Genomic DNA, 24292 nt, shown 5'->3' on the forward strand with positions numbered 1-24292 from the left:
CTGGCGCGCGCGCCGCAACGCGGCAATCGTCGTGCGGCCCGCATGGCCGGTCGCGCCAAAGATCACATACATGTCGATTCCTCCTCGTTGAGCCTGCCGCCATCGTAGGGGCGCGGTGGCCGCGCGGCGCGCACGAACGGATGGCCGCGCGCGGAATCGGATGAAATCGCACGCGGCGAGACACGCGCCCGCCGTTGCGCCGCCCGGTGCGAATCCACTAGACTGGGCGCGCACGATTTCGCGCGACGCCACGCATACGGCGTCGAAAAAGGGGACGCCATGAACGCAGTATGGGAAGCCGCCGCGCCGCGCGCCGGCGCGCGCGTGAGCCTGAAAAACAGCCGCGAACTGGGCTGGAACGGTTTCGGCGCGGAACTGGTCGGGATTTCGGCGGGCAGCCATCGCGTGCCCGGCTCGGCGATGCATCGCGTCGGCGTACACGTGGGCGCGCCGGTGCGCGCGCATTGCGTCTGCGACGGCACGCGGCTCGCGCGCCTGCAGGCCGAAGGCGACGCCGATGTGATTCCCGGCGGACTCGACGGCGTCTGGACCGACGACGGCGACTGCACGATCCTGAGCGTGAGTTTCGAGGATCACTTCGTGCGCGCGACGGCGCAGCAACTGTCACGCGGATCGGCGCGCTGGGCGATTCGTCCGCGCCTGCAACTGCGCGACGCGCGCCTGCAGCATCTCGCCTGGGCGCTGCGCGCGGAACTCGAAGCGGGCGCGGCGTCCGATCCGCTGTTCGCCGAAAGCGTCGCGACGGCGATGGTCGTGCGTCTGCTCGACGGCGCGCCGCCTTCTCCGCCGACGCGCCGTGCGTTGCTCGCGCCGCGCGTCGCCGCGCGCGTGATCGACTACATCGAAGGCCATCTCGACGAACGCCTCACGCTCGCGGAACTCGCCGCGCTGGCGGAACTCAGCACGCCGCATTTCAAGGCGCTGTTTCGTGCGACGGTCGGCTTGCCGGTGCATCAATACGTGGTGCGGCGGCGGGTGGAACGCGCGCGGACGCTGCTGGAAAAGGGCGCGCTGAGCGTCACGCAGGTCGCGCTCGAAACCGGCTTCGCGCACCCGAGCCACATGGCGCACTGGATGAACCGCGTGCTCGGCGTGACGCCGCGCGACGTGGTGCGAACGCGCGGCGCGTAGCGTGCCGCGTGCTCAGCCGCCCACGAGACCTTCGGCGACGAGCGCGGCGCGAACGTGCGGTCGGCTCGCCACGCGCTGCTGGAACGCCGTGAGCGCGGGCAGATGCGAAAGATCGACGCCGACATGCGGCGCCCAGTTCGTCACCGTGAACAGATAGGCGTCGGCGGCCGAGAAATGATTGCCGAGCAGCCAGGCCTGCGGCGTCAGGATCTCTTCGAGCCACGCATAATATTTGCCGAGCGCGGCTTGCCGTTCCGCGCGAACTTCGGCGGGCGTCGCCGGATTGAACAGCGGCGAATAACTCTTGTGCACATCGGAATTGATGAACGCGAGCCACTCCTGCAAGCGGTAGCGCGCCATCGATTCGTGGGCCGGCGCGAGTTCGGCTTCGGGCGCACTGTCCGCGAGAAACTGCAGGATGGCGGGGCCTTCGGTCAGGATCGTCCCGTCGTCGAGTTCGAGCGTCGGCACGTTGCCCTTCGGATTGATGCTGAAGAAGTCGACGCCGCTTTGCGTGCGCTTCGTCGCCAGGTCGACTTTTTCGAGTGCGATGGGAATGCCGCATTCGCGCGCGACGATATGGGCGGCAAGCGAGCACGCACCCGGCGAGTAATAGAGCTTCATATCGGTTCCTGACTGGAGTGAAAACGGTCGCGGGCCACACGGTCCGCGCTACGCATGGTAGCGGCACGGCGCGGCGATGTGGCAAGTGCGCCGATATAATCCGGTTACTCCGCAGTTACCGTTTGACGAGGACGATCGACGATGGGTTTGGCGGTCCGCAAGAACAGGGCACCCGCGCCGCCCGCGTGTCAGGTGACCGACGCGCTGGGTTTTTTGCGCGGCGCATGGGCATTGAACGTGATCTGGCAGTTGCGCGATCAGGCGCGCCGGTTCGGCGAATTGCGCCGCGATTTGCCGGGCATTTCGGCGCGCGTGCTCAGCGTGCGTCTGCGCGAACTGGAGACGCGCGGGCTCGTCGCGAAACACAAGCTCGACAGTTCGCCGCCGTCGGCCGAATACGTGCTCACCGATCTCGGACGCGAATTGCTGCCGGCCATCGACATCTTCGCAGCCGTGGGGCAGAAGGTGCTGGCGGCGTGGCAAACGTCGCCAGCGGAAATCGCGTAACGCAAGTCAGCCAGGTAAGCCACATCAGCCGCCCGGCTTACTCCTCGCCGCCGAGCCGACGCGCCAGCCCGCTCGTGCGCACGACCCACTTCTCCAGTTCCGCGCCGAGAAACACCACGAGCCCCGCGCCCAGCACCTTGAGCCATTCCTGCGGGACGAGCGCCGCCGATCCGAACAGATGCTGCATGAAGGGCGCATACGTGAACGCGATCTGCATCAGCACGCACGCGCCAATCGCGAGCAGCGCGTAACGGTTGCCGGTGAGCCCCTGCCAGCTCAGCATCGAGTGGAAGATCGAGCGGCTGTTGATCAGGTAGAGCATCTCGGACATCACCACCGCATTCACGGCGATCGTGCGTGCGCGCTCGATGCCGGTGCCCGCGCTCAACTCCCAGTAAAACAGGCCGAACGCGCCGATCATCATCAGCACCGAGACCATCGCCACGCGCCACATGAAGAAGCCCGAGAGCAACGATTCGCCGGGCGCGCGCGGCTTGCGGCGCATGATGCCCGGTTCGGCGCGCTCGAACGCAAGCGCGATGCCGAGCGTGCTCGCCGTCACCATGTTGACCCACAGCACCTGCGCGGGCGTGAGCGGAATGCCCAGACCCGTGAGCGCGCCCGCGAGCACGACGAGCGCTTCGCCGCCGTTGGTCGGCAGCGTGAAGAGGATGAACTTCTTGAGGTTGTCGTAGACGGCGCGGCCTTCGCGCACGGCGCGCGCGATGGTGGCGAAGTTGTCGTCGGCGAGCACCATGTCGGCGGCTTCCTTGGCCGCTTCCGTGCCTTTCGCGCCCATCGCCACGCCCACGTCCGCGCGCTTGAGCGCGGGCGCGTCGTTCACGCCGTCGCCGGTCATCGCCACCACCTGGCCGTCCTGCTGCAAGGCTTCGACGAGACGCAGCTTGTGCTCGGGACTCGCGCGCGCGAACACGTCGATATCGAGCGCCACGCGGCGCAGTTCCGCATCGCCCATCAGCGCGACTTCCGCGCCCGTGACGGCCGGCTTGCCGACGCCGATCGCCAGTTGCGCGCCGATCGCACGCGCGGTTTCTGCGTGATCGCCGGTGATCATCTTCACGCGGATGCCTGCGCGATGGCAGTCGGCCACGGCCTGGATCGCCTCGTCGCGCGGCGGATCGATGATGCCCGCGAGCGCGAGCAGCGTGAAGCCCTGCGCGACATCGTCGAAATCGAGCGTGTTGTGCGCGGGCGCGCCGCGCCGGTACGCGAGCGCGAGCACGCGCAAGCCCTGCGCGCCGAGGTCGGTCTGCATGCGCCGCCAGTAGTCGGGATCGATGCGCTCTTCGACGCCGTGCGCGAGTTGCGTCGCGCACATGTCGAAGAGGCGTTCGGGCGCGCCTTTCACGAAGATCCATGCGTGGCCTTCGGCGTCCGTGTTCCAGCTCGCCATGAAGCGATGCTGCGATTCGAACGGAATGCTGTCGCGACGCGCCCACGGCGTGCCCGCGCGCGCCTGCGGTTCGTGCGCGATGCCCGCCTTCGCGCCGAGCACCAGCAGCGCGCCTTCGGTGGGATCGCCTTCGACGTGCCACAGGCCCGCTTCGTCGCGACGCATCTGCGCGTCGTTGCAGAGCACGCCCGCGCGCACCGCGAGCGCGAGTTCGGGGCAGCGCGCGGGCCATTGCGCGGCGTCGAACGCGCGTTGATCGATCGTGAAGGCGCCTTCGGGCGCGTAGCCCACGCCGCTCACGTCGATCACGTCGCGCGCGCACACCACGCGCTGCACGGTCATCTCGTTGCGCGTGAGCGTGCCGGTCTTGTCGGAGCACACGACGTTGACCGCGCCGAGCGCTTCCACGGCGGGCAGGCGGCGCACGATGGCGTTGTGCCGCGCCATGCGCTGCACGCCGAGCGCGAGGATGATCGTCATGATCGCGGGCAGGCCTTCGGGAATGCCGGAGGCGACCAGCGCGACGACGATCAGGAACATGTCGCTCGCGCTTTCGCCGCGCCACAGCGTGCCGAGCGCGAACGTGAGCGCGCCCAGCGCGAGGATCACGACGGCGAGCACGCGGCCGAAGCGGTCGATCTGGCGCAGCAGCGGCGTGGCCATCGTATCGACATCGGCGAGCATGCGGTTGATGTGGCCGATTTCGGTGTCCGCGCCCGTGGCCACGACCACGCCGCGCGCCTGGCCGTAGACGACCAGCGTGCCCGAATACGCCATGCCCCAGCGGTCGCCGAGCGGCGCGGCGGCGTCGACGCTCGCGGTCTGTTTATCGACGGGCAGCGACTCGCCGGTGAGCGCCGCTTCGTCCACGCGCAGCTCGCGCACGGCGATCAGCCGCAGGTCGGCGGGCACACGGTCGCCCGATGCGAGCACGACGATGTCGCCGGGCACGAGCTGCGTGGCGTCGACGGTTTCGCGCTCGCCGTGGCGGATTGCGGTGGCGTGCGGCGAGAGCATCGAGCGGATCGCTTCGAGCGCCGATTCGGCCTTGCCTTCCTGAATGAAACCGATCGCCACGTTGACGAGCACCGCCGCGAGCAGCACGCAGGTGTCGAGCCAATGCCGCAGCACGGCCGTGACGAGCGCGCCGGCGAGCATGACGTAGATCAGCACGTTGTGGAATTGCAGCGCGAGGCGCAGCAGCGGGCCGCGGCGTTTGGGCGGCAGCAGACGGTTCTCGCCGTAGCGCGCGCGGCGGCGCGCCACTTCGGCGTCGTCGAGACCTTCGGGCGTGGTGCCGAGATCGGCGAGCGCCTGGTCGGCATCGACGTTGTGCCACGCGCGCGGCGCGGCGGCGGCAGGCGGCTGATCGGGCATCGTGCGGTCCTCCGTCGTGCGGGTTCGCACGATGGCGGTCGATTGCAGGGGCAACGAAGCGCACCGTCGAACGTCTGCGGAAAAAAATCAGTATGACGGTATCGGAATTGGCGTGCGCGTGCGCCGGACGTGCGCGCGGCGATGCGGCGCGCGACTTAGGTGGATCGCGCGCGTGCGAGAAACGTGGCGAACGTGGTGGAACGTGGCAAACGCACGCGCGCAAAAAAACCGCGCCGCCGTCCGCAAGAAGCGGAACGGCGGCGCGGCTGATAATTGATTCGATATCCGAACGATTTAAAAACGATATCGCGTTCGGATCAATGTATCACTTCGCGACCGGCATCGTGAATTCCGCACCCTTTTCGGTGCTTTCCGGCCAGCGCTGCATGATCGACTTCTGCTTGGTGTAGAAGCGCACGCCTTCCTCGCCATACGCGTGCATGTCGCCGAACAGGCTGCGCTTCCAGCCGCCGAAACCGTGCCACGCCATCGGCACCGGAATCGGCACGTTGATACCCACCATGCCCACTTCGATCTGGCGGCCGAATTCGCGCGCCACGTTGCCGTCGCGCGTGAAGCAGGCCACGCCGTTGCCGAACTCGTGGTCGTTGATCAGTTGCACGGCTTCGGAGAAGTCCTTCACGCGCACGCAGGCGAGCACCGGGCCGAAAATCTCTTCCTTGTAGATGCGCATGTCAGGCGTGACGTCGTCGAACAGCGTGCCGCCCGTGAAGAAACCGTTTTCATGACCCGGCACCGTGAGGCCGCGGCCGTCCACGACGAGCTTCGCGCCTTCCTCGATGCCCGTGGCGATATAGCCTTCGATGCGCTCCAGCGCCTGTTTCGTGACGATCGGGCCCATTTCGGCGTCGGCTTCCATGCCGTTCTTCACCTTGAGCGTGCGCGCGCGCTCGGCCAGACGCGGCACGATCTTGTCGGCGACGTCGCCGACCAGCACCGCCACCGAGATCGCCATGCAGCGCTCGCCCGCCGAACCGTAGGCCGCGCCGATCAGCGCGTCGACGGCCTGGTCGAGATCGGCGTCGGGCATCACGACCATGTGGTTCTTCGCGCCGCCCAGCGCCTGCACGCGCTTGCCGTGCTTCGCGCCGGTTTCGTAGATGTAGTTCGCGATGGGCGTGCTGCCGACGAAGCTCACGGCCTTCACGTCGCGATGCGCGAGCAGCGCGTCGACCACGATCTTGTCGCCTTGCACGACGTTGAACACGCCGTCGGGCAGGCCGGCTTCGGTCAGCAGACGCGCCATGAACAGCGCGGCCGACGGATCGCGTTCGCTCGGCTTGAGCACGAAGGTGCAGCCCGCCGCGAGCGCGACCGGGAACATCCAGCACGGCACCATGCACGGGAAATTGAACGGCGTGATGCCCGCGACCACGCCCAGCGGCTGGCGCACGGTCCAGTTGTCCATGCCCGTGGAGACCTGCTCGGTGTAGTCGCCCTTGAGCAGCTGCGGAATGCCGCAGGCGAATTCGATCACGTCGATGCCGCGCGCGACTTCGCCTTGCGCGTCGGCGAACACCTTGCCGTGCTCGGCGGTGATGATCGCCGCGAGTTCGTCCTTGTGGCGGTTCATCAGTTCGAGGAAACGCAGCATGACGCGCGCGCGGCGGATCGGCGGCGTGTCGCGCCAGGCCGGGAACGCGGCTTTCGCGCTCGCCACGGCGGCGTCGACGTCGGCGACTTCGCCCAGCACCAGACGGCGCGCGGCGGCGCCCGTCGCCGGATTGAAGACGGATTGCGTGCGGTCGCCCGCGCCGCGCTCGCGCTTGCCGCCGATGTAGTTGACTACGTCCGCGGAATCGGTAAAGGGCTGCATGTCATCTCCTCGAAGTGGGGTATCGATTGAGCATCGGTTGATCGTCACTGTGACGGCCAGTGTACGGAGGCGGCAGGCGTCTGCACAGCCACGCAGGCTGAATTGATTGTTTTCCAGCGTGAACAATCGCCATGCGCAGCGCTGAAAGATGCGCGGGCGCGGTGCTATCATCGGCGCATCTTTGAGGATTCGGGGCGGGAGTCATTTCGTGGATACGCAGAACGTCGAAGCGCTCTGGACCCATTTGCACTGGCTGAACGTGCTGGCGGCGCAGGGCAGTTATACGGCGGCCGCCGCGCGGCTCGGCGTGAGCAAGGCCGCGATGAGCCAGCGGATCGCCGAACTGGAACGCGTGGCGGGCGTCGCGCTGGTGCAGCGCACCACGCGCAGCGTGCGCTTCACGGAAGCGGGGCGGCGGCTCGTGGAAGACACGCGCGCGCAGTTCGAGCGCATCGCCACGAGTTTCGCGAGCGTGCGCGAAATGGCCGACGTGGCGCGCGGCACGGTGCGCGTGACCGCGCCCGTGGCCTTCGCGCGTCAGCAACTGGTGCCGCGTCTCGCGCAGTTCGCGCGCGCGAATCCCGAGGTGCGCGTGCAGCTCGAATTGTCCGACCGGCTTACGTCGATCGCGAGCGAGGGTTTCGATCTCGCGATCCGCCACAGCGCGCAGGTGCCGGAAACGCATGTGGCGTTCAAGCTCTGCGACACGCGTTCGGTGATCGTTGCCACGCGCGCGTATCTGAAGCAGCGCGGCACGCCGCAAACGCCCGCCGATCTCGCGCAGCACGACTGTCTCTACTATCCGCGCACGCTCGGGTCGGGCGCGTGGTCGTTCGAGAAAGCCGGACGGCGCGCCGAGCAGTCGCGCGTGAACGTGACCGTGAACGGGCCGGTGTCGGCCAATAACAGCGAGGCGCTGCGCGACGCCGCGCTCGAAAATCTGGGCATCGCGCTGCTGCCCGATTTCAGCGCGCAGGCCGCGCTGCAGGCGGGCAAGCTCGTCGTGCTGCTGCCGGCGTGGCGGCCGGTCGGGGCGTTCGCGTCGCAGTTGCACGTGGTGCGGCCCTATGGCGCGCATGTGCCGCGCGCGGTGACGCTGTTCGCCGATTTTCTGCGCCAGACCTTCAAGCAGGGCTTTCCGCTCGAATGAGCGACGCGGGCGGCGCGGCGCATCTGACGTTTTTTCGCATCGCCCGGCGCGCCGGAGGTTGACGCGCCGAACGCGCCGCCTTTACGCTCGCGCGCTGATGGTTCCCGGTGACGGGATCAAAAGGGAACGCAGTGACGGCGCGCGCGCCGGGAGTCTGCGGCTGTCCCCGCAACTGTGAGCGGCGAGTCCATGTCAGCGAGGGCCACTGGGAAACCGGGAAGGCCGGCATCGGGCGACGACCCGCGAGCCAGGAGACCTGCCATCGACCGAGGTCCAAGCAGCCGCAAAGGGCGGGGTGTCCCGATGCGCGCGCGCCGCCCGCGCGGCCGCCCGTTGCAAGGACAGTTCGACCTCAGGATCTGTCTGCTCATGAAGTATCGTCAATTCGCTCTCACCGCCCTCGCGTCCGCCGTGGCGGTCTGCGCCTGGCAAAGCGCCTATGCGCAAACGTCGCCGCAAAGTACCGAAGAAAGTGCTGAACAAAGCGCTGAACCCACTCAAACCGACGCCACGTTGCCGAACATTCTCGTCGTCGGCGACACGCAGCATCTGCCGCAATCGTTCGATCAGCGTTACGCCAGCACGCAGGTGCTCACGCGCGCCGATCTCGACCGGCTCGACCCCATCGACCCGAGCATCACGCAGGCGCTCGCCACGCTGCCCGGCGTGAGCGTTTCGCAGAACGGCGGCCCCGGCACGACGGCGTCGGTCAGCATTCGCGGCTCGGCGGGCAATCAGGTGGCCGTGTTCATCGACGGCATTCGCGTGGGTTCGGCGACCACGGGCACAGCCGCGTGGGCCGATCTGCCGACCTCGGCGTTCGATCGCGTGGAGGTGATATCCGGTCCGGCGGCGGCGTCGTTCGGCGCGGATGCCGTGGGCGGCGTCGTGCAGCTGTTTACGCGCCACGCCTCGAATCAGCCGAACCAGACCACGGTGTCGTTCGGCGGCGGCTCGAACAAGACCTTCGACACGCAGCTGCGCACCTCGGGCACCGTGCCGTCGAGCGGGCCGCTCGCGGCGCTCGGCGGGCTCACGTATTCGCTCGGTCTGCACGACTACAACACGGCGGGTATCGACGCGACCAAGCCGTGGGCCTACGGTCACGAGGACGGGCGCAATTCGTATCACGCGCAGGACGTGGACGCGCGTCTTGGCTACGCGCGCGACAACTGGTCGATCTCGACCTTCGCGCTCTATCACCGCTCGGATCTCTCGTACGACAGCGCGGGCTATGCCGATCGCCAGCGCGATCACCAGCTCACGACCGGCGTGGCGTTTCATCTCGACATCACGCCGACCACGCAGTTCGACCAGTCGTTCGGCTATGCGTACGACCGCCAGTTCCTCTACGCGAACGACCCGGGCATTCCGACCGACGAGATCGATTCGACGCGCCTGAGCACGTCGACGTCGATCACGCATCAGGAAACGGGTCACACGCTGTTCGGTCACGCGCTCTCGGGCGAGACCAAGCTCGCTTACGACTTCACGCGCGAGCAGGCGTATCTGCCCGTCGATGTGCCGGACGGCCTGCCCGCGCGCAACGATTCCGCCGTCTCGCTGCATCAGTCGGTGACGCTCGGCGACTGGACGCTGTTCCTCGCCGGACGCCACGAAATCGTGCAGGGGCAAAGCGTGAACACGGGCAACGCGGCGCTCGCGTGGGCGATCACGCCGGTGTACACCGCGCGCGTGTCGTACGGCAACGCGTTCCGTCTGCCGACCTTCAACGACCTCTACTATCCGGGCTACGCGAATCCGAACCTGCAACCGGAGCGCAGCGACACGGTGGAAGTGGCGCTCGACGCGACGACGTCGATCGGCACCTTCACGGCCGCGCTCTACGACACGCGCGTGCGCGACCTCATCACCTACGACTCGCAGACCTTCCTGCCCGTGAACGTGGGCCGCGCGCATATTCAGGGCCTCGATCTCTCGTACAAGGGCACGCTCGGGCCGAACACGCCGGTCAGCGTCGCGGTGGGGTTGCTCAATCCGCAGGACGTGAGCGATCAGACCTGGTTGAACCGGCGTCCGCGTCAGACTGTGAATCTGAGCGTCGATCACACGTGGGACGAGTTTCATCTGCACGCGCTGAGCACGGGCATTTCGCTGCTCTACGGTGGCTCGACCTTCGACGACCAGTACAACACCACGTATCTGCCCTCGTACACGACGGTCAATCTGCGCGCCACGTACAAGATCAATGCGCATCTCGCGCTGTCGGCCACGCTCTCGAACCTGTTCAATCGCGACTACTCGACCGCATACGGCTACAACTCGCTGGGCCGCACGGCGTTCGGCAAGATCACGTACACGTTCTGAGCGCGTTCGAACAGCGGTTCGTTAGCAATCGTTGAGCGGAGTTGAGCGGAAATTCTCGCGGCGGCGCGCGGTTTTGTACCGCAATGTATCTGCGCCGCCGCGGGAAAAACTCGCTTGCAATAAAGGGGGACGACGGAAACAAGCCAGATACGTCCAGCGGTTCAAATATCTCCAACGCAAGGTTGAACACAGACAACAGTGCGCCGACCGACTCACTCACTCATCGACTGGAGATTGACCATGAACCTCGTTCGTACCCTCGTTGCCGCCGCCGTCGTCGCCGTTCCCGCGCTCTCGTTCGCTGCCCAGCCGGCCGAGCAGGGCCTCACCCGCGCCCAGGTGCGTGCGGAACTGGTCCAGCTTCAGCAAGCCGGCTATCGCCAGTCGAGCGACAACAACCAGTACCCGGTTCACCTCCAGGCCGCGCTGGCGCGCATCGCCGCGAGCCAGGACGTCGCGCACGTCAACGCGCCTTCGCATGACGCCGATGCCAACGCCGTGCAGACCTCGTTCGGCGGCGTGACGAGCGGCAGCTCGGCTTCGGGCGCGCACGTGAAGCCTGCGCATGCAACGCTGCACGACTTCTCCGGCGCGCAGGCGGATCAGGTCGGCCTCGAACCGATCTACGCCCATTCGTAATGCGCCGGCCGCCGCGAGGCGCGTGCTTGAAACAAGCCTGAATCACGCTTGAATCGTGCTTGACTCATGCTTGTAATCACGCGCGCCGTCGCCCGGCGTTCTTCCGACCATTCCTCTCTTTTCCACATTCATTCCACGGAGTCAGACGATGCTTCGTCTTCTTCGCAAGTCCCTCGCGTTCGCCGGCCTGCTGGGCGGGCTCTTCGCCTTGCCCGCCGCGCATGCCGCTCAACCGGCGGCTCAAGCTGCTTCATCCGCCGATCTGCAAGGCAAGAACGTCGTGCTCGTGCACGGCGCATTCGCCGACGGTTCGAGCTGGGACAAAGTGATCCCGCTGCTCGAAGCGCGCGGGCTGCATGTGGTGGCGGTGCAGAATCCGCTCAGCTCACTCGCCGACGACGCGGCCGCAACGAAGCGCGTGATCGATCAGCAGACCGGGCCGGTGGTGCTGGTCGGTCATTCGTGGGCGGGCGTGGTGATCAGCGAAGCAGGTAACGACGACAAGGTGAAGGCGCTCGTCTACGTGGCCGCGTTCGCACCCGACGACGGCCAGTCGATCAGCGACATCACGAAGGGACTGCCGCCGCCCGTGTGGGCGAACGCGCTGCGCAAGGATTCGGCGGGCTATCTGACGCTCTCGACCGAAGCCGTGCTCGACGACTTCGCACAGGACTTGCCGCTCGCGCAGCGCCGCCTGATTGCGGCCACGCAGGCGCCGTGGTTCTCGGGCTGTATCGACCAGAAGGTGGATCAGGCCGCGTGGCGCGGCCGTCCGTCGTACTTCGTGATTCCCTCGCACGACCGCATGATCGACCCGCAATTGCAGGCGAAGATGGCCGCGCATATCGGCGCGACGGTGACGCACGTGAACGCGAGCCACGTGGCGATGGTGGGTCAGCCGCAGCAGGTGGCCGACGTGATTATCGAGGCGGCGCGCAAGGCGCAGTGAGCGCCGCCTGAATTTCGCACGAGGCAGCACGAGGCGGCACGATGGATCCGGAAATCGAATCCATCGTGCGCGCTATCGTTGTCGCCTTACTCGGACGCTTCCAGCTTGTCGATCGCGATGCCGAGTTCGCCGGCCATGCGCTCGACGAGCTGCTGCAGGCGCGCGACTTCATCGGCGAGACGCTGATGATCGGCGCGCAACGCCTCGAAATCCTCGGAGGAAACGCTGCCTTCCGCCACGCTGTCGCGCTCGCTCGCATAGGACGTGGGCACGCTCAGACTGACTTCGCCGCACAGCAGATGCATCCAGCGGCTCTCGCGCTCGCCGGGCGCGCGCGGCAGCTTGACGACGAGCGGCGGTTCGCGTTCGGCCAGTTCGCTGAGAAACGCTTCCACCGACGACACATCGGCGAAACCATGCAGACGCGCGGAGTTCAGCCGCAGTTCGGCGGCCGTCTGCGCGCCGCGCAGCAGCAGCACCGTCAGCAGCGCGCCGGCCTGCGTGGGCACGCCGAGCACGCGGTTCAGGTTGTGCTCGAAGCGCGGCACGCGGCTGCTGCTGCCTTCGAACACGAGGCTCAGGTGCTTGAGGTCTTCGATGGCGCTGAGCACCTCGGCTTCGCTCACGTTCATCACGGGCGCGCGCGCCGTCTTCTGGTTGCAGCCCGAGGTGAGCGAGTTCAGCGAGAGCGGATAGGTGTCGGGCACCGTATGCTGCTTCTCGACCAGCACGCCGACGATGCGCGCTTCGAGCGGCGTGAGCGCGCGCAACGCGCGCGGCGAGGAACCTTCGGCGGGAGAATTCATAGGCGGGTCAGGCAAGAGTTTTGCACGGGATTCGATCATACCCGCCCTGAGCCGCTTGCCGGAACCCTGGCGCGTGCTAGCGCGCCGCCCGCGCGAGCGCGTGCTCCTCGAAACCGGCCAGCACGTTGACCACGTTCACGCCGATTTCTTCGACCGCATAGCCGCCTTCCATCACGAACAGCGTCGGCAGACCGAGCCCGGCGATACGCGCGCCGATCCGCGAAAAGTCCGCTGATTTCAGCTTGAAACGCGAGATCGGATCGCCCTCGAAGGTGTCGACGCCCAGCGAGACGACGAGCGCGTCGGGGCCGAAGCCTGCGATGCGCGCGCCCGCGTGATCGAGCGCCTGCGCGTAGCGGCTCCAATCCGTCCCCCACGGCAGCGGATAGTTCAGATTGAAACCCTCGCCCGCGCCGCGCCCGGTTTCATCCGCGTGACCGAGCAGATAGGGATAGTCGAGCAGCGGGTCGGCGTGCAGCGAAGCGAATAGCACGTCGTCGCGATCGTAGAAGATCGACTGCGTGCCGTTGCCGTGGTGATAGTCGATGTCGAGAATCGCCACGCGCCGTGCGCCCTGCGCGAGCCAGTGCGCGGCGGCGAGCGCCGCGTTGTTGAGGTAGCAGTAGCCACCCATCACGTCGCGCCCCGCGTGATGGCCGGGCGGCCGGCACAGCGCGAACGCGGCCTGCGCGCCGTCGTGCACGCGCTGCGCGCCCGTGAGCGCGAGATTCGCCGATTCCTCGACCGCGTCCCAGGTGCCCGCCGTGATCGGCGCGCCCGCGTCCATCGCATAGAAGCCGAGCTTGCCGTCGATGCTGTGCGGAGCGCGGTCGCGGCGCAGACCGCGCGCGGGCCAGATGGTCGGCAGCGCATCGTGCGTGCGGCCCAGCGCGGTCCATTCTCCCCACGCGCCGTGCAGAAAGTCGAGATATGCATCGCTGTGCACGCGGCGCAGCGCTTCGATGCCGAACGCATCCGGCGCGATCGTCTCGTCGAAACCGGCTTCGGCCAGCCGCGCGCGCACGATATCGACGCGCTTCGGCATTTCGAAACAGGGTTTGAGTTCGCCGTCGATCAGTTCGCTACGGCCGTGATGCAGGCGATGGCGCTCGCCGAGGATGGTCAGCATGCAGGTCTCCCGTCGTGAATGTGTCGCGAACGTGAGGCGCAGGTGAAGCGCACAAGCAGCGCAGATGCAGCGCACACGTTCGGTGCATGCAGCGACTATGGCCGCACGCCGATTTTCTTTCCAAGAAGAAATATCCGATTCACAAGCAAGCCCGCGGCTATGCAGGCGCGAGAACTGCATAAGAAAAAGCTATTCACTAGCAAAGAATTTCGTTCTTTTCCGCGCAATATTGGCGGTCGAAAGTGCGTCATCACAACGCACTTTCGTGCGTCTACGTCACGCACTTTCCTTTCGCAGGAGCCGCCGATGAGCCAATCCGATACCGTCGCTCGCCTCGAGCAGAGCACGATCCAGCCCATACCCGACGCCGAGCGTCATGGCCGCGCGAGCGACCTGTTCACGATCTGGTTCGGCTCGAACATCATGTTGCTGACCATCGTCACGGGCGCGCTCGCCGTGACCGTATTCAAGCAGCCGTTCTGGTGGGGCGTGCTCGGCATCGTGATCGGCACGCTGGTGGGCGCCGTATTCATGGCGCTGCATTCGGCGCAAGGTCCGCAACTCGGCGTCCCGCAGATGGTGCAGACGCGCGGCCAGTTCGGCTCGCTCGGCTCGCTGCTGGTGGTCGGCCTCGTCGTGGTGATGTATCTGGGCTTCTTCGCGTCGAACCTCGTGCTGGGCGGTCAGGCGCTGCACAGCCTCACCACGCACGTGAGCGTGAACGACGGCGTGCTCGTGGTGGGCGCGCTCAGTCTCGTGGCGACCATCTTCGGCTACAACCTGATCCACGCCTACACGCGCCTGATGACCTGGTGCTCGGGCGCGGTGCTACTGCTCGCGTTCATCTGGATCGTGGGCGTGCACGGCCTGCCCGCCGACTTCTTCGCGCGCAACACGGCGAACGCCACGGGCTTTCTCGGCACGATCTCGATCGCGGCGCTCTGGCAGATTGCCTACGCGCCGTATGTCTCCGACTACTCGCGCTACATGCCGCGCGCAACCGGCGCTCGCGTGGCGTTCTGGTCGAGCTACTGGGGCTGCTCGCTCGGCTCGATCTTCCCGATGGTGCTGGGCGCGATGGTCGGCCTGATGGTCGCCGACGGCGACGTGGTCAACGGCCTCACCACGCTCACGCACGGCATCAGCGGACTGGTCGTGATCGTGCTCTCGGTGGGCATTGCCGCGACCAACGCGATGAACCTGTACTGCGGCGCGCTCTCGTCGATGACGATCGTGCAGACGCTGTTTCCCTCGTGGTCGGGCCAGGCGCGCGCACGCGCCGTGACGGCAGTGATCCTGTTCGCGATCTCGCTGGCCATCGCGCTGTTCGGCCAGACCAACTTCCTCGCCGAATACACCAACTTCATTCTGCTGCTGCTCTACGTGCTGGTGCCCTGGACGGCGGTGAACCTGATCGATTACTACCTCGTCTGCCACGGCGACTATCACATCGACTCGTTCTTCCGCCAGGACGGCGGCATCTACGGACGCTTCAACGGCGTGGCGATCTTCGCCTACCTGTTCGGCATCGCCGTGCAACTGCCGTTCGTCGCGACCGACCTGTACACCGGCCCGATCGCCAAACGCCTCGGCGGCGCCGATATCTCGTGGGTCGTCGGGCTGATTCTCACCTCGGTCGTGTACTACGTGGGCTGCAAGCGCTTCTCGCGCGCCGGCGCCGCGCAAAATCAGACCGACGTTGCCGTGGGCATCTGACACGCACGATTAAAGCAAACGCATTCCGTACAGAGGAGACACCGCGCATGAACGCACCTGAATTCGCACACGGCAGCACGTCGAGCGGCAAAGCACGCAGCACCGAAGACTGGCAACGCAGCGACGCCGCCCATCACCTGCACGCTTTCGTCGATCAAAAGGCGCTCAACGCCGAAGGTCCGCGCGTGATGGTGCGTGGCGAGGGCGTGTATCTGTGGGACAACGACGGCAAGCGTTATATCGACGGCATGTCGGGCCTCTGGTGCACCAACGTCGGTTATGGCCGCGCTGAACTCGTCGAGGCCGCCGCGCGCCAGATGAGCACGCTGTCCTACTACAACATGTTCTTTCACACCACGCATCCGGCCGTGATCGAATTGTCGGAGCGGCTGTTTGCGTTGCTGGGCGATCGCTTCAGTCACGTGGTGTATACCAATTCGGGATCCGAATCAAATGAAGTGCTGATTCGCACGGTGCGCCGCTTCTGGGACGTGATGGGCCAGCCGAACAAGAAGATCATGATTGGCCGCGTGAACGGCTATCACGGTTCGACGGTCGGCAGCGCGTCGCTCGGCGGCATGGCTTTCATGCACGAAATGGGCGATCTGCCGATTCCGAATATCACGCACGTGGACGAGCCGTACTGGTACGCGAACGGCGGCGATCTCACGCCCGAGGCGTTCGGGCTGCAGGCCGCGCAATCGCTCGAACGCAAGATTCTCGAACTGGGCGCGGAGAACGTGGCGGCTTTCGTCGCGGAGCCGTTCCAGGGCGCGGGCGGCATGATCTTCCCGCCTGAAGGCTACTGGCCGGAAATTGAGCGCATCTGCCGGAAATACGATGTGCTGCTTTGCGCGGACGAAGTGATCGGCGGATTCGGCCGCACGGGCGAATGGTTCGCGCATCGCCATTTCGGCTTCGAACCGGATCTCGTGTCGATCGCCAAGGGACTGACGTCGGGTTATGTGCCGATGGGCGGTCTGGTCATGAGCCGGCGCGTTGGCGAGGCGCTGGTGGAGCGCGGCGGCGTCTACGCGCACGGGCTCACGTATTCGGGCCATCCGGTGGCCGCGGCCGTGGCGCTCGCGAATCTCGACGTGCTCGAACGCGAGCAACTGGTCGCGCGCACGAAGGAAGACACAGGTCCGTATCTGCAGCGCGCGCTGCGCGAGGCGTTCGCGGATCATCCGTTGATCGGCGAGATTCAGGGCGTGGGCGCGGTGGGGGCGATTCAGTTCGCGAAGGACAAAACCACGCGCGAACGCTACGCCAACGAGGCCGATCTCACGTGGCACAGCCGCACCGAAGGATTCGAGCGCGGTGCGATCGTGCGCTCGACCAGTGGCCGTTTGATCGTGGCGCCCCCGCTTGTGATCGACCATGCGCAGATCGACGCGTTGATCGGCACGATGCGCGATGCCGTCGAGGCGACGTGGGGGCACATTCAAAGCGCTGGCTGAAGTCGCGCGCTCTACGCAGGGCACCGCGCGCCCATTCGCGGCGCGCGGCGCGTCGACAAATTTACTTCGTCCACGCGCGCGAGACTTCGTCGTAGCAGAACGCGGTGAAGTCGCGAATCAATTGCCGTGGATGCGAACGCGTCGAACGCGCGACGCCCAGCACCGTCGGCTTCACTTTCTCCTTGATGGCGCGCGAAACGAAGCGGCCGCCGTCCACCGTCTGCGAGTTGCGCAGCGGAAAATTGTGAATGCTGTAGCCGAGTCCGTTGGCGACCATGCCGCGCACGACTTCCGGCTGCGAGGAACTGAACGCCGCCACCGGACGATTGCCATAGCGATCGAACAGCGACGCGAAATATTCCTTGCTGTGCGCGAGATCGAGCATCACATAAGGCTCGTCGAGCAGATCCTTGAGACTCACCTGTTCGCTGGCGGCGAGGCGATGCTTCGCGGGCAGCAGCACATAAGGCGGAAATTCGACGATGGGCGTGAAGTCGATCGTGTCGTCGATATCGATATCGTAAGTCAGCGCCACGTCGAGCGTGCCATCGCGCAGGCCCACGAACAACGTTTCCTGATCGCCTTCGCGCGTCTGGAATTCCACGCCCGTACGCGCATTCAGAAAGCGGCTCATGAGCCAGGGCATCAGCGGCGGCGCGACCGAAGTCAGGCAGCCGAGCGAGATCGTGCCCGCGATGCCGGTATCGGAATGGCGCGCGGCGATCTGCAATTCCTCCGCGCTTTTCAGCAGGTCGCGCGCGCGCCCGAGCAGATCGCGGCCCGCCTGTGTCAGCGAAAGTCCGTGCGCGTGATGGCGGATGAACAGTTGCAGCCCGAACGCGTTTTCCAGCTCCGACAAGGCCGACGAAATCGACGGCTGCGAAACGTGCAGACGCTTGGCCGCCGCCGTAAACGACAGCGCTTCCGCCGTGGCGACGAAGTATCTCAACTGGCGCAGCGAATAGTGAAGAGGCGTGTTTTCCATGGCCAATCGAAGGGTCCGAGGCAAGAGTCGAATGCAACCGGGCGGGGAGCGCAAGCGCCTGCGCGAGCAACGGTCAGCAGTGATGCGCCGCGTCGCTTGCATAGTCTAAGCCTTTTCAAGACATAGACAAACAATGTTTTTCGAATGAATTTTGGCTCGATAGATTCGAGGCTCGACGCGCTTGCGGCCCATTTCGGCGCGCGGCGCGAGCATGAAAGCATTGAATCTACAGGAGTCCGTTCATGACCTTTTCGATTGCAGGCCGTTGCGCGCGTACCGGTGCCGTGGGCGGCATCGTGACGAGTTCGAGCATCGCCGTGCCGAGCCGCTGCCTCTGGGCGAGCCGCGACGGCGTGGTGCTGAGCCAGAACGTGACCGATCCGCGCCTCGGCCAGATCGGTCTGGGCGAACTCGCGCAAGGCTATGGCGCGCAGGCGGTGCTCGAACGCATCGCGGGCGCGCGCCCGTATGCGGAGTGGCGTCAGCTGGCGGTGCTTGACGCGGCCGGTTTCTCCGCGTGGCGCACGGGCGAGCGCGGGCTCGGACTGCATGCGGGCGCGAGCGGCGCGGATTGCGTGGCGGTCGGCAATCTGCTTGCGAACGACAGCGTGCCCGCGGCGATGATCGAAGCCTTCGCGGAGCACGCCGGGCGCGCGTTGCCGGACCGTCTGTTGCGCGCCCTCGAAGCGGGTCTCGCGGCGGGCGGCGAAGCCGGGCCGGTGCATTCGGCGGGGCTCTGCGTGTTCGACGGCGCGAGCTGGCCCGTGGCCGAATTGCGGGTGGACTGGAGCGATCAGCCGATCGCCGATCTGCGCGCGCTGTGGGAGCGCTACGAACCGCAAATGAAGGACTACGTGCTGCGCGCGACCGATCCCACGCGCGCGCCGTCGTACGGCGTGCCCGGCGACGAATAAGTCGGCGCGCCGCCATCGACGCAAGACGAATCACGCTCACCCGAATCGACGCGAATCGACGCGAATCGACCCAAACCCAAGCGAACCCAGGAGCCCACCTTGAGTGCCACCGAAGCGATCCACGCGCAGCAACCCGACTACTCGCAATGGCGTGATCTGGCCGCGCGCGTGACGCCGCGCGCGCAGGCGTTCATCGACGGCCGCTTCGTGCCCGCGCGTAGCGGCAAGACATTCACGGCGATCAATCCGGCGACGGAAGCCGTGATCGCCGAGGTGGCCGCCTGCGATGCGCAAGACGTCGACCTCGCCGTGCGTGCCGCGCGCGCCGTCTTCGAAGCCGGAACGTGGTCGCGCTGCGCGCCCGGCGAGCGCAAGAAAGTGCTGCAACGTCTCGGCGCGCTGATCGCCGCGCATCGCGAGGAATTCGCGCTGCTCGATTCGCTGAACATGGGCAAGCGCGTCGCCGACGCGTGGCAGTTCGACGTGCCCGCATCGGCGGAATTGTTCGCGTGGTACGGCGAGGCGATCGACAAGCTCTACGGCGAAGTCGCGCCGACGGGACCGGGCAATCTCTCGTTCGTGACGCGCGAAGCGCTGGGCGTGGTGGGCGCGGTCGTGCCGTGGAATTTCCCGCTCGACATGGTCGCGTGGAAAGTCGCGCCTGCGCTCGCGGCGGGCAACAGCGTCGTGCTCAAACCGGCCGAGCAGTCGCCGCTTTCGGCGCTGCGTCTCGCGGAACTCGCGCGCGAAGCGGGCGTGCCCGACGGCGTGTTCAACGTGGTGCCCGGTTATGGCGAAACGGCGGGCGCGGCACTCGGCCTGCACGCCGACGTTGACGTGCTCGCGTTCACCGGATCGACAGCGATCGGCAAGCGCTTCATGGAATACGCCGCACGCTCGAACATGAAGCAGGTGTGGCTCGAATGCGGCGGCAAGAGTCCGAACCTCGTGTTCGACGATGCCGACGATCTCGATCTGGCCGCGCAAAAAGCCTGCTTCGGCATCTTCTTCAACCAGGGCGAAGTGTGCTCGGCGAACTCGCGCCTGCTCGTGCAGCGCTCGATTTACGACACCTTCGTCGAAAAGCTCGCCGAACAGGCGCGCGCCTGGTATCCGGGCGATCCGCTCGATCCCGCGAGCGGCATGGGCGCGATGGTCGATGCCACGCAGCACGCGCGCGTGATGGCGTTTATCGAACGCAGCCGCCGCAGCGCGTCGCTCGTGAGCGGCGGTCAGGCGGCGCGCGTGAACGGCAAAGGCTGGTTCATCGAGCCGACGATTTTCGCGGGCGTGCGTCCCGATGCGGAACTCGCGCGCGACGAAGTATTCGGCCCCGTGCTCGCGGTGATGCCGTTCGACACCGAAGACGAAGCCGTTCGCATCGCCAATGATTCGATCTATGGACTCGCCGCTTCGGTCTGGAGCGGCAGCCTCAAGCGCGCGCATCGCGTGGCGGCGAATTTGCGCGCGGGCACGGTCTCCGTGAACACGGTGGACGCGCTGAGCATGCAGACGCCGTTTGGCGGTTTCCGCCAATCGGGCTTTGGCCGCGATCTGTCGCTGCACGCGCTCGACAAATTCACGGGTCTGAAAACGACCTGGATTCAATACTGAGCGCCTTGAATCAGCGTTCCACAGTGTGCTTCAGAAGCACGGGGATACGAACATGCCGACTGCTACACAAGTGCTCGATTTCGATTATGTGATTGTCGGGGCGGGCTCGGCGGGCTGTGTGATGGCGAACCGCCTGAGCGCGGATCCGGCCGTGCGCGTCTGCCTCGTCGAAGGCGGCAGCGATGATCGCTCGGCGCGCATTCAGGTGCCGGCCGGCACGATCACGCTCTACAAAAGCCCTAAATACAGCTACAACTTCGAGTCGGCGCCGCAGACGCGCCTGAACGGCCGGCGTCTGCATTGTCCGCGCGGCAAGATGCTGGGCGGCTCCAGTTCGATGAACAGCATGATCTATATTCGCGGCATGCCCGCGGATTACGACCGCTGGGCCGAACTGGGCTGCGAGGGCTGGTCGTATGCGGACGTGCTGCCGTTCTTCCGCCGCTCCGAGCGCAATCTTCTCGGCCACGACGCGCGCGTGCACGGCGAATCGGGCGAGTTGTGCGTGGATCAGCCGCGCGACCCGAATCCGCTTTCGCATCGTTTCATCGACGCGGCGAAACGCATCGGCCTGCCGCATAACACCGACTTCAATAGCGGCGACGCCTTCGGCGCGGGCATTTACGACGTCACGCAGAAAGACGCGCATCGGCTTTCGAGTTATCGCGCTTTCGTGCATCCCGTGTTGTCGCGGCCGAATCTCACCTTGCTCAACGATACGCGCGCGCTGTCGCTCGATATCGCGGATCAAACGGCGCGCGGCGTGTTCGTTGAGCGCGAAGGTCAGGTCGTGCTGTTGCGCGCGCATCGCGAGGTCGTGCTCAGTGCGGGCGCGATTGGCTCGCCGCATCTGCTGATGGTGTCCGGTATCGGCGACGAAGCGCAATTGCGCGCGGCGGGGATCGCGCTGCGTCATCACTTGCCAGGCGTGGGGCGCAATTTGCAGGACCATCTGGACGGGCTCGTTACGGTGCGTTCGTCGAGCGCGCAAACGCTGGGCTTTTCGCTGCGTTCCTTGCCGAGTGTGCTCGGCGCGCCCGGCGCGTACTGGCTGAAAAAGAAAGGCTGGCTGACGACAAATTACGTGGAAGCAGGCGGATTCGCGCGCACGCGTTACGCAGGCGACGGCGACCCCGACGTGCAGTTTCATTTCGTGCCCGGCTATCGTAGCCATCGCGGCCGCCTGTTCGAATTCGGTCACGGTTATGCGATACACACCTGCGTGTTGCGGCCCAAAAGCATCGGCCGCATTCTGCTCACCGACGACGGCCGGCGCGCGCCGCTCATCGACTACAACTTTCTCGAACGCGAAGAAGACGCACGCGTGCTGATCGAAGGCATCAAACTCGCGCGCGCGATTCTCGCCGGGCCGGAATTCGAAGCGATTCGCGGCAAGGAAATGCTGCCGGGCGCGCATGTTCAATCGGACGACGCGCTGCTCGACTACGTGCGCGATTACGCGGCGACGGTGTTCCATCCGTCCGGCACCTGCAAGATGGGCGTGGACGACGCCAGCGTGGTGGACCCGCGTTTGCGCGTGCGCGGCCTGCGCCGATTGCGCGTGGCCGACGCCTCGATCATGCCCTTGCTCGTTAGCGGCAACACCAACGCGCCCTCGATCATGATCGGCGAAAAGGCGGCGCAGATGATGCTCGAAGACGCCGCGCAAACGCATTCGGATCGAGAAACGAATCGCGAAATGAATCGCACGACACTGGCTGCCTGAAAGCGTATCGACGGCCGTGCTTCGTTGCCGCTCATCGCATAAGAAAAAACTATGCAATGAATATGAAAACGATGTTTCGCAAATAATTCGAGCGAAGGTAAATTCGATTTCAGGCGATGCGCTAGCGCCTTTTCGCATCGATTTTCGCCGACCCCATTCAGTCATCACGCACACGCAAGCAGAGGCAACCATGAGCCACAAACGCATCCGCAAATTCAATACTCGCGAAACCTATCCCGAGCAGAAACTCGACAACGATCTGTGCCAGGCCGTGGTCGCCAACGACACGGTGTACGTGCGCGGCCAGATTGGTCAGGACCTCGACACGCGCGAATCGGTCGGTATCGGCGACGTGACGGCGCAAGCCGAAAAGGCGATGTCGAACATCGCGATGCTGCTGGAAGAATCGGGCAGCCGTCTCGAAGACATCTGCAAGATCACGATTTTTCTCGTGGACGTGCGCTATCGCGAAGCGGTCTACAACGTGGTCGGCAAGTGGCTCAAGGGCGTGTTTCCGGTTTCGACGGGCCTCGTGGTGTCCGCGCTCGCGCGTCCCGAATGGCTCGTGGAAATCGACGTGATTGCCGTGATTCCGCGCGATCGCCAGCAATAAGACGAGGCATCCGCCTCAGCCACAAGCCGCCATGCGCGGCGCGCAACGACGCGTGCGCCGCGCCGCTTTACAAGGAGACGCCATGTCCCACCCACGACTCGATTCGACACTCTCGCTGCTGCAAACGCTGGTCGAATTCGACACGCGCAGCGCGCGCTCGAATCTGGAATTGATCACGTTCGTGCGCGAGTATCTCGCGGGCTTCGGCGTCGAGGCTTCGCTGAATTACAACGCGAGCGGCGACAAGGCGAATCTCTACGCGACGATCGGGCCGCGCGATCGTGCGGGACTGTGTCTGTCCGGTCACACGGATGTCGTGCCGGCAGACGGCCAACCGTGGACCGTGCCGCCGTTCGCGCTCACGCGCGAAAGCGCTCGCGTGCTCGGCCGCGGCACCGCCGACATGAAGGGCTTTCTCGCCTGCGTGCTCGCGAGCGTGCCGTACTTCGTCGAACATTGCCGCACGCTCCCGATCCATCTCGCGTTCAGCTACGACGAGGAAGTCGGGTGCCGTGGCGTGCGCGGCTTGCTCGACGAACTGGCGCGCGCACCGTTCAAACCGCTCGCATGCATCATCGGCGAGCCGACCAGTATGCAGGTGGCGATCGCGCATAAGGGCAAGCGCGCGTATCGCTGCTGTTTCAAGGGCCTCGCGGGCCATTCGGCGCTCACGCATCTCGGCGTGAACGCGGTGGATTTCGCGGCTGAATTCGCGGTGCATCTGCGCCGCGCGAGCCGCGCGCTGCGCGAATCGGGCCAGCATGATGCGCGTTTCGAACCGCCTTATACGACCGTGCACACGGGCAAGATCAATGGCGGTATTGCGTTGAATGTGATTCCCGATCACGCGGAACTCGAATTCGAAGTGCGTAACCTGCCGGGCGATTCGATTGACGCAATCGTGCAGGCGGCGCGCCGTTTCGCCGAAGACGAACTCGAAGGCGAGATGCAGGCAACGCACGCGGACACCGGCATCGAATGGCAGGAACTCGTCGATTACCCGGCGCTCGCCGCCGATCCCGACGCGAACTGGCTGCGCGATATGGCCTGTGAACTCACGGGCGACGAGACGCTGCGCACGCTTTCGTTCGGCACCGAAGGCGGACTGTTTCAGCGCATCGGTATTCCGACCGTGGTGTGCGGGCCCGGTTCGATTGAGCAAGGTCACAAGGCCGATGAATACGTGGAAATCGCGCAGCTCGAACGCTGCCTCGGCTTCCTCGAAAGGCTCGCGATGAATCTGCCCACGCGCGTGCCCGGATACGCGAACGCATAACGCGCAACGCGCAACGCGCAACGCGTAACGCGACGCGCGGCACGCAAAAACACACACGCTTCTTCACAACAAACGG

General features: G+C 65.8%; 19 protein-coding genes and 1 riboswitch. Of the genes, 13 read left to right on the forward strand and 6 right to left on the reverse strand.

Features of this window, described 5'->3' with window-relative positions; all coding sequences use genetic code 11:
* Nucleotides 1-279 precede the first annotated feature (279 nt).
* Nucleotides 280-1152 carry an AraC family transcriptional regulator gene (locus tag G3N97_RS03675; protein WP_205991960.1) on the forward strand — a complete coding sequence of 291 codons (873 nt, stop codon included), beginning with the start codon at nt 280-282 and terminating at the stop codon, nt 1150-1152.
* A 12-nt stretch (nt 1153-1164) separates the two neighbouring features.
* Here the strand turns inward: G3N97_RS03675 and gstA are convergent, their stop codons facing one another.
* Nucleotides 1165-1776 carry a glutathione transferase GstA gene (gstA, locus tag G3N97_RS03680; RefSeq protein ID WP_065058620.1) on the reverse strand — a complete coding sequence of 204 codons (612 nt, stop codon included), beginning with the start codon at nt 1774-1776 and terminating at the stop codon, nt 1165-1167.
* A 141-nt stretch (nt 1777-1917) separates the two neighbouring features.
* On the opposite strand from gstA, the gene G3N97_RS03685 reads away from it, so the two are divergent.
* A complete protein-coding gene (locus G3N97_RS03685; RefSeq protein ID WP_205991961.1) occupies nt 1918-2283 on the forward strand; it encodes a helix-turn-helix domain-containing protein in 366 nt (121 codons plus the stop codon).
* A gap of 37 nt (nt 2284-2320) precedes the next feature.
* On the opposite strand, the gene G3N97_RS03690 is transcribed toward G3N97_RS03685, so the two are convergent.
* Together G3N97_RS03690 and G3N97_RS03695 are read right to left on the reverse strand one after the other, a co-directional pair.
* Entirely contained in the window at nt 2321-5074 is a 2754-nt protein-coding gene (locus tag G3N97_RS03690; protein ID WP_205992007.1) for a cation-transporting P-type ATPase, read from the reverse strand.
* A 325-nt stretch (nt 5075-5399) separates the two neighbouring features.
* A complete protein-coding gene (locus G3N97_RS03695; protein WP_065058623.1) occupies nt 5400-6911 on the reverse strand; it encodes a CoA-acylating methylmalonate-semialdehyde dehydrogenase in 1512 nt (503 codons plus the stop codon).
* A gap of 208 nt (nt 6912-7119) precedes the next feature.
* On the opposite strand from G3N97_RS03695, the gene G3N97_RS03700 reads away from it, so the two are divergent.
* The 4 genes from G3N97_RS03700 (at nt 7120) to G3N97_RS03715 (ending at nt 11977) form a co-directional block, all read left to right on the forward strand.
* Nucleotides 7120-8061: a LysR family transcriptional regulator gene (locus tag G3N97_RS03700; protein WP_205991962.1), complete on the forward strand. Its 942-nt coding sequence runs from the start codon at nt 7120-7122 to the stop codon at nt 8059-8061.
* 81 nt (nt 8062-8142) lie between these two features.
* Nucleotides 8143-8340: riboswitch (cobalamin riboswitch) on the forward strand.
* A 90-nt stretch (nt 8341-8430) separates the two neighbouring features.
* A complete protein-coding gene (locus G3N97_RS03705; RefSeq protein ID WP_205991963.1) occupies nt 8431-10389 on the forward strand; it encodes a TonB-dependent receptor in 1959 nt (652 codons plus the stop codon).
* A 240-nt stretch (nt 10390-10629) separates the two neighbouring features.
* Nucleotides 10630-11028, forward strand: a complete 399-nt coding sequence (locus G3N97_RS03710; RefSeq protein WP_205991964.1) for a DUF4148 domain-containing protein — start codon at nt 10630-10632, stop codon at nt 11026-11028.
* Between the two features lie 148 nt (nt 11029-11176).
* Nucleotides 11177-11977, forward strand: coding sequence for an alpha/beta hydrolase (locus G3N97_RS03715; RefSeq protein WP_205991965.1), 801 nt, complete (start codon nt 11177-11179; stop codon nt 11975-11977).
* Between the two features lie 86 nt (nt 11978-12063).
* Here the strand turns inward: G3N97_RS03715 and G3N97_RS03720 are convergent, their stop codons facing one another.
* Nucleotides 12064-12783, reverse strand: a complete 720-nt coding sequence (locus G3N97_RS03720; RefSeq protein ID WP_205991966.1) for a YceH family protein — start codon at nt 12781-12783, stop codon at nt 12064-12066.
* Between the two features lie 76 nt (nt 12784-12859).
* Nucleotides 12860-13912, reverse strand: a complete 1053-nt coding sequence (locus G3N97_RS03725; RefSeq protein WP_205991967.1) for a histone deacetylase family protein — start codon at nt 13910-13912, stop codon at nt 12860-12862.
* Nucleotides 13913-14218: 306 nt separating this feature from the next.
* On the opposite strand from G3N97_RS03725, the gene G3N97_RS03730 reads away from it, so the two are divergent.
* A complete protein-coding gene (locus tag G3N97_RS03730; protein ID WP_176082092.1) occupies nt 14219-15628 on the forward strand; it encodes a cytosine permease in 1410 nt (469 codons plus the stop codon).
* Between the two features lie 47 nt (nt 15629-15675).
* Nucleotides 15676-17088, forward strand: a complete 1413-nt coding sequence (locus G3N97_RS03735) for an aspartate aminotransferase family protein (RefSeq protein WP_205991968.1) — start codon at nt 15676-15678, stop codon at nt 17086-17088.
* A 61-nt stretch (nt 17089-17149) separates the two neighbouring features.
* Here G3N97_RS03735 and G3N97_RS03740 read toward each other — a convergent pair whose 3' ends face one another.
* Nucleotides 17150-18073 carry a LysR family transcriptional regulator gene (locus G3N97_RS03740; RefSeq protein WP_205991969.1) on the reverse strand — a complete coding sequence of 308 codons (924 nt, stop codon included), beginning with the start codon at nt 18071-18073 and terminating at the stop codon, nt 17150-17152.
* Between the two features lie 242 nt (nt 18074-18315).
* On the opposite strand from G3N97_RS03740, the gene G3N97_RS03745 reads away from it, so the two are divergent.
* From G3N97_RS03745 to argE, 5 genes are all read left to right on the forward strand, one after another.
* Complete coding sequence (locus tag G3N97_RS03745; protein ID WP_205991970.1) at nt 18316-18987, forward strand: DUF1028 domain-containing protein; 672 nt, start codon at nt 18316-18318, stop codon at nt 18985-18987.
* A gap of 99 nt (nt 18988-19086) precedes the next feature.
* Nucleotides 19087-20601, forward strand: a complete 1515-nt coding sequence (locus G3N97_RS03750; RefSeq protein WP_241030362.1) for an aldehyde dehydrogenase — start codon at nt 19087-19089, stop codon at nt 20599-20601.
* A gap of 52 nt (nt 20602-20653) precedes the next feature.
* Complete coding sequence (locus tag G3N97_RS03755; RefSeq protein WP_205991971.1) at nt 20654-22327, forward strand: GMC family oxidoreductase N-terminal domain-containing protein; 1674 nt, start codon at nt 20654-20656, stop codon at nt 22325-22327.
* A 190-nt stretch (nt 22328-22517) separates the two neighbouring features.
* The gene (locus G3N97_RS03760) at nt 22518-22940 is read left to right on the forward strand and encodes a RidA family protein (protein ID WP_065058639.1); all 423 of its coding nucleotides are present in this window, start codon (nt 22518-22520) and stop codon (nt 22938-22940) included.
* Between the two features lie 82 nt (nt 22941-23022).
* A complete protein-coding gene (gene argE / locus G3N97_RS03765; protein WP_205991972.1) occupies nt 23023-24216 on the forward strand; it encodes an acetylornithine deacetylase in 1194 nt (397 codons plus the stop codon).
* The last annotated feature ends 76 nt before the right edge of the window (nt 24217-24292 follow it).

The organism is Paraburkholderia sp. Ac-20347 (assembly GCF_017104805.1).
GTDB lineage: Bacteria > Pseudomonadota > Gammaproteobacteria > Burkholderiales > Burkholderiaceae > Paraburkholderia > Paraburkholderia tropica.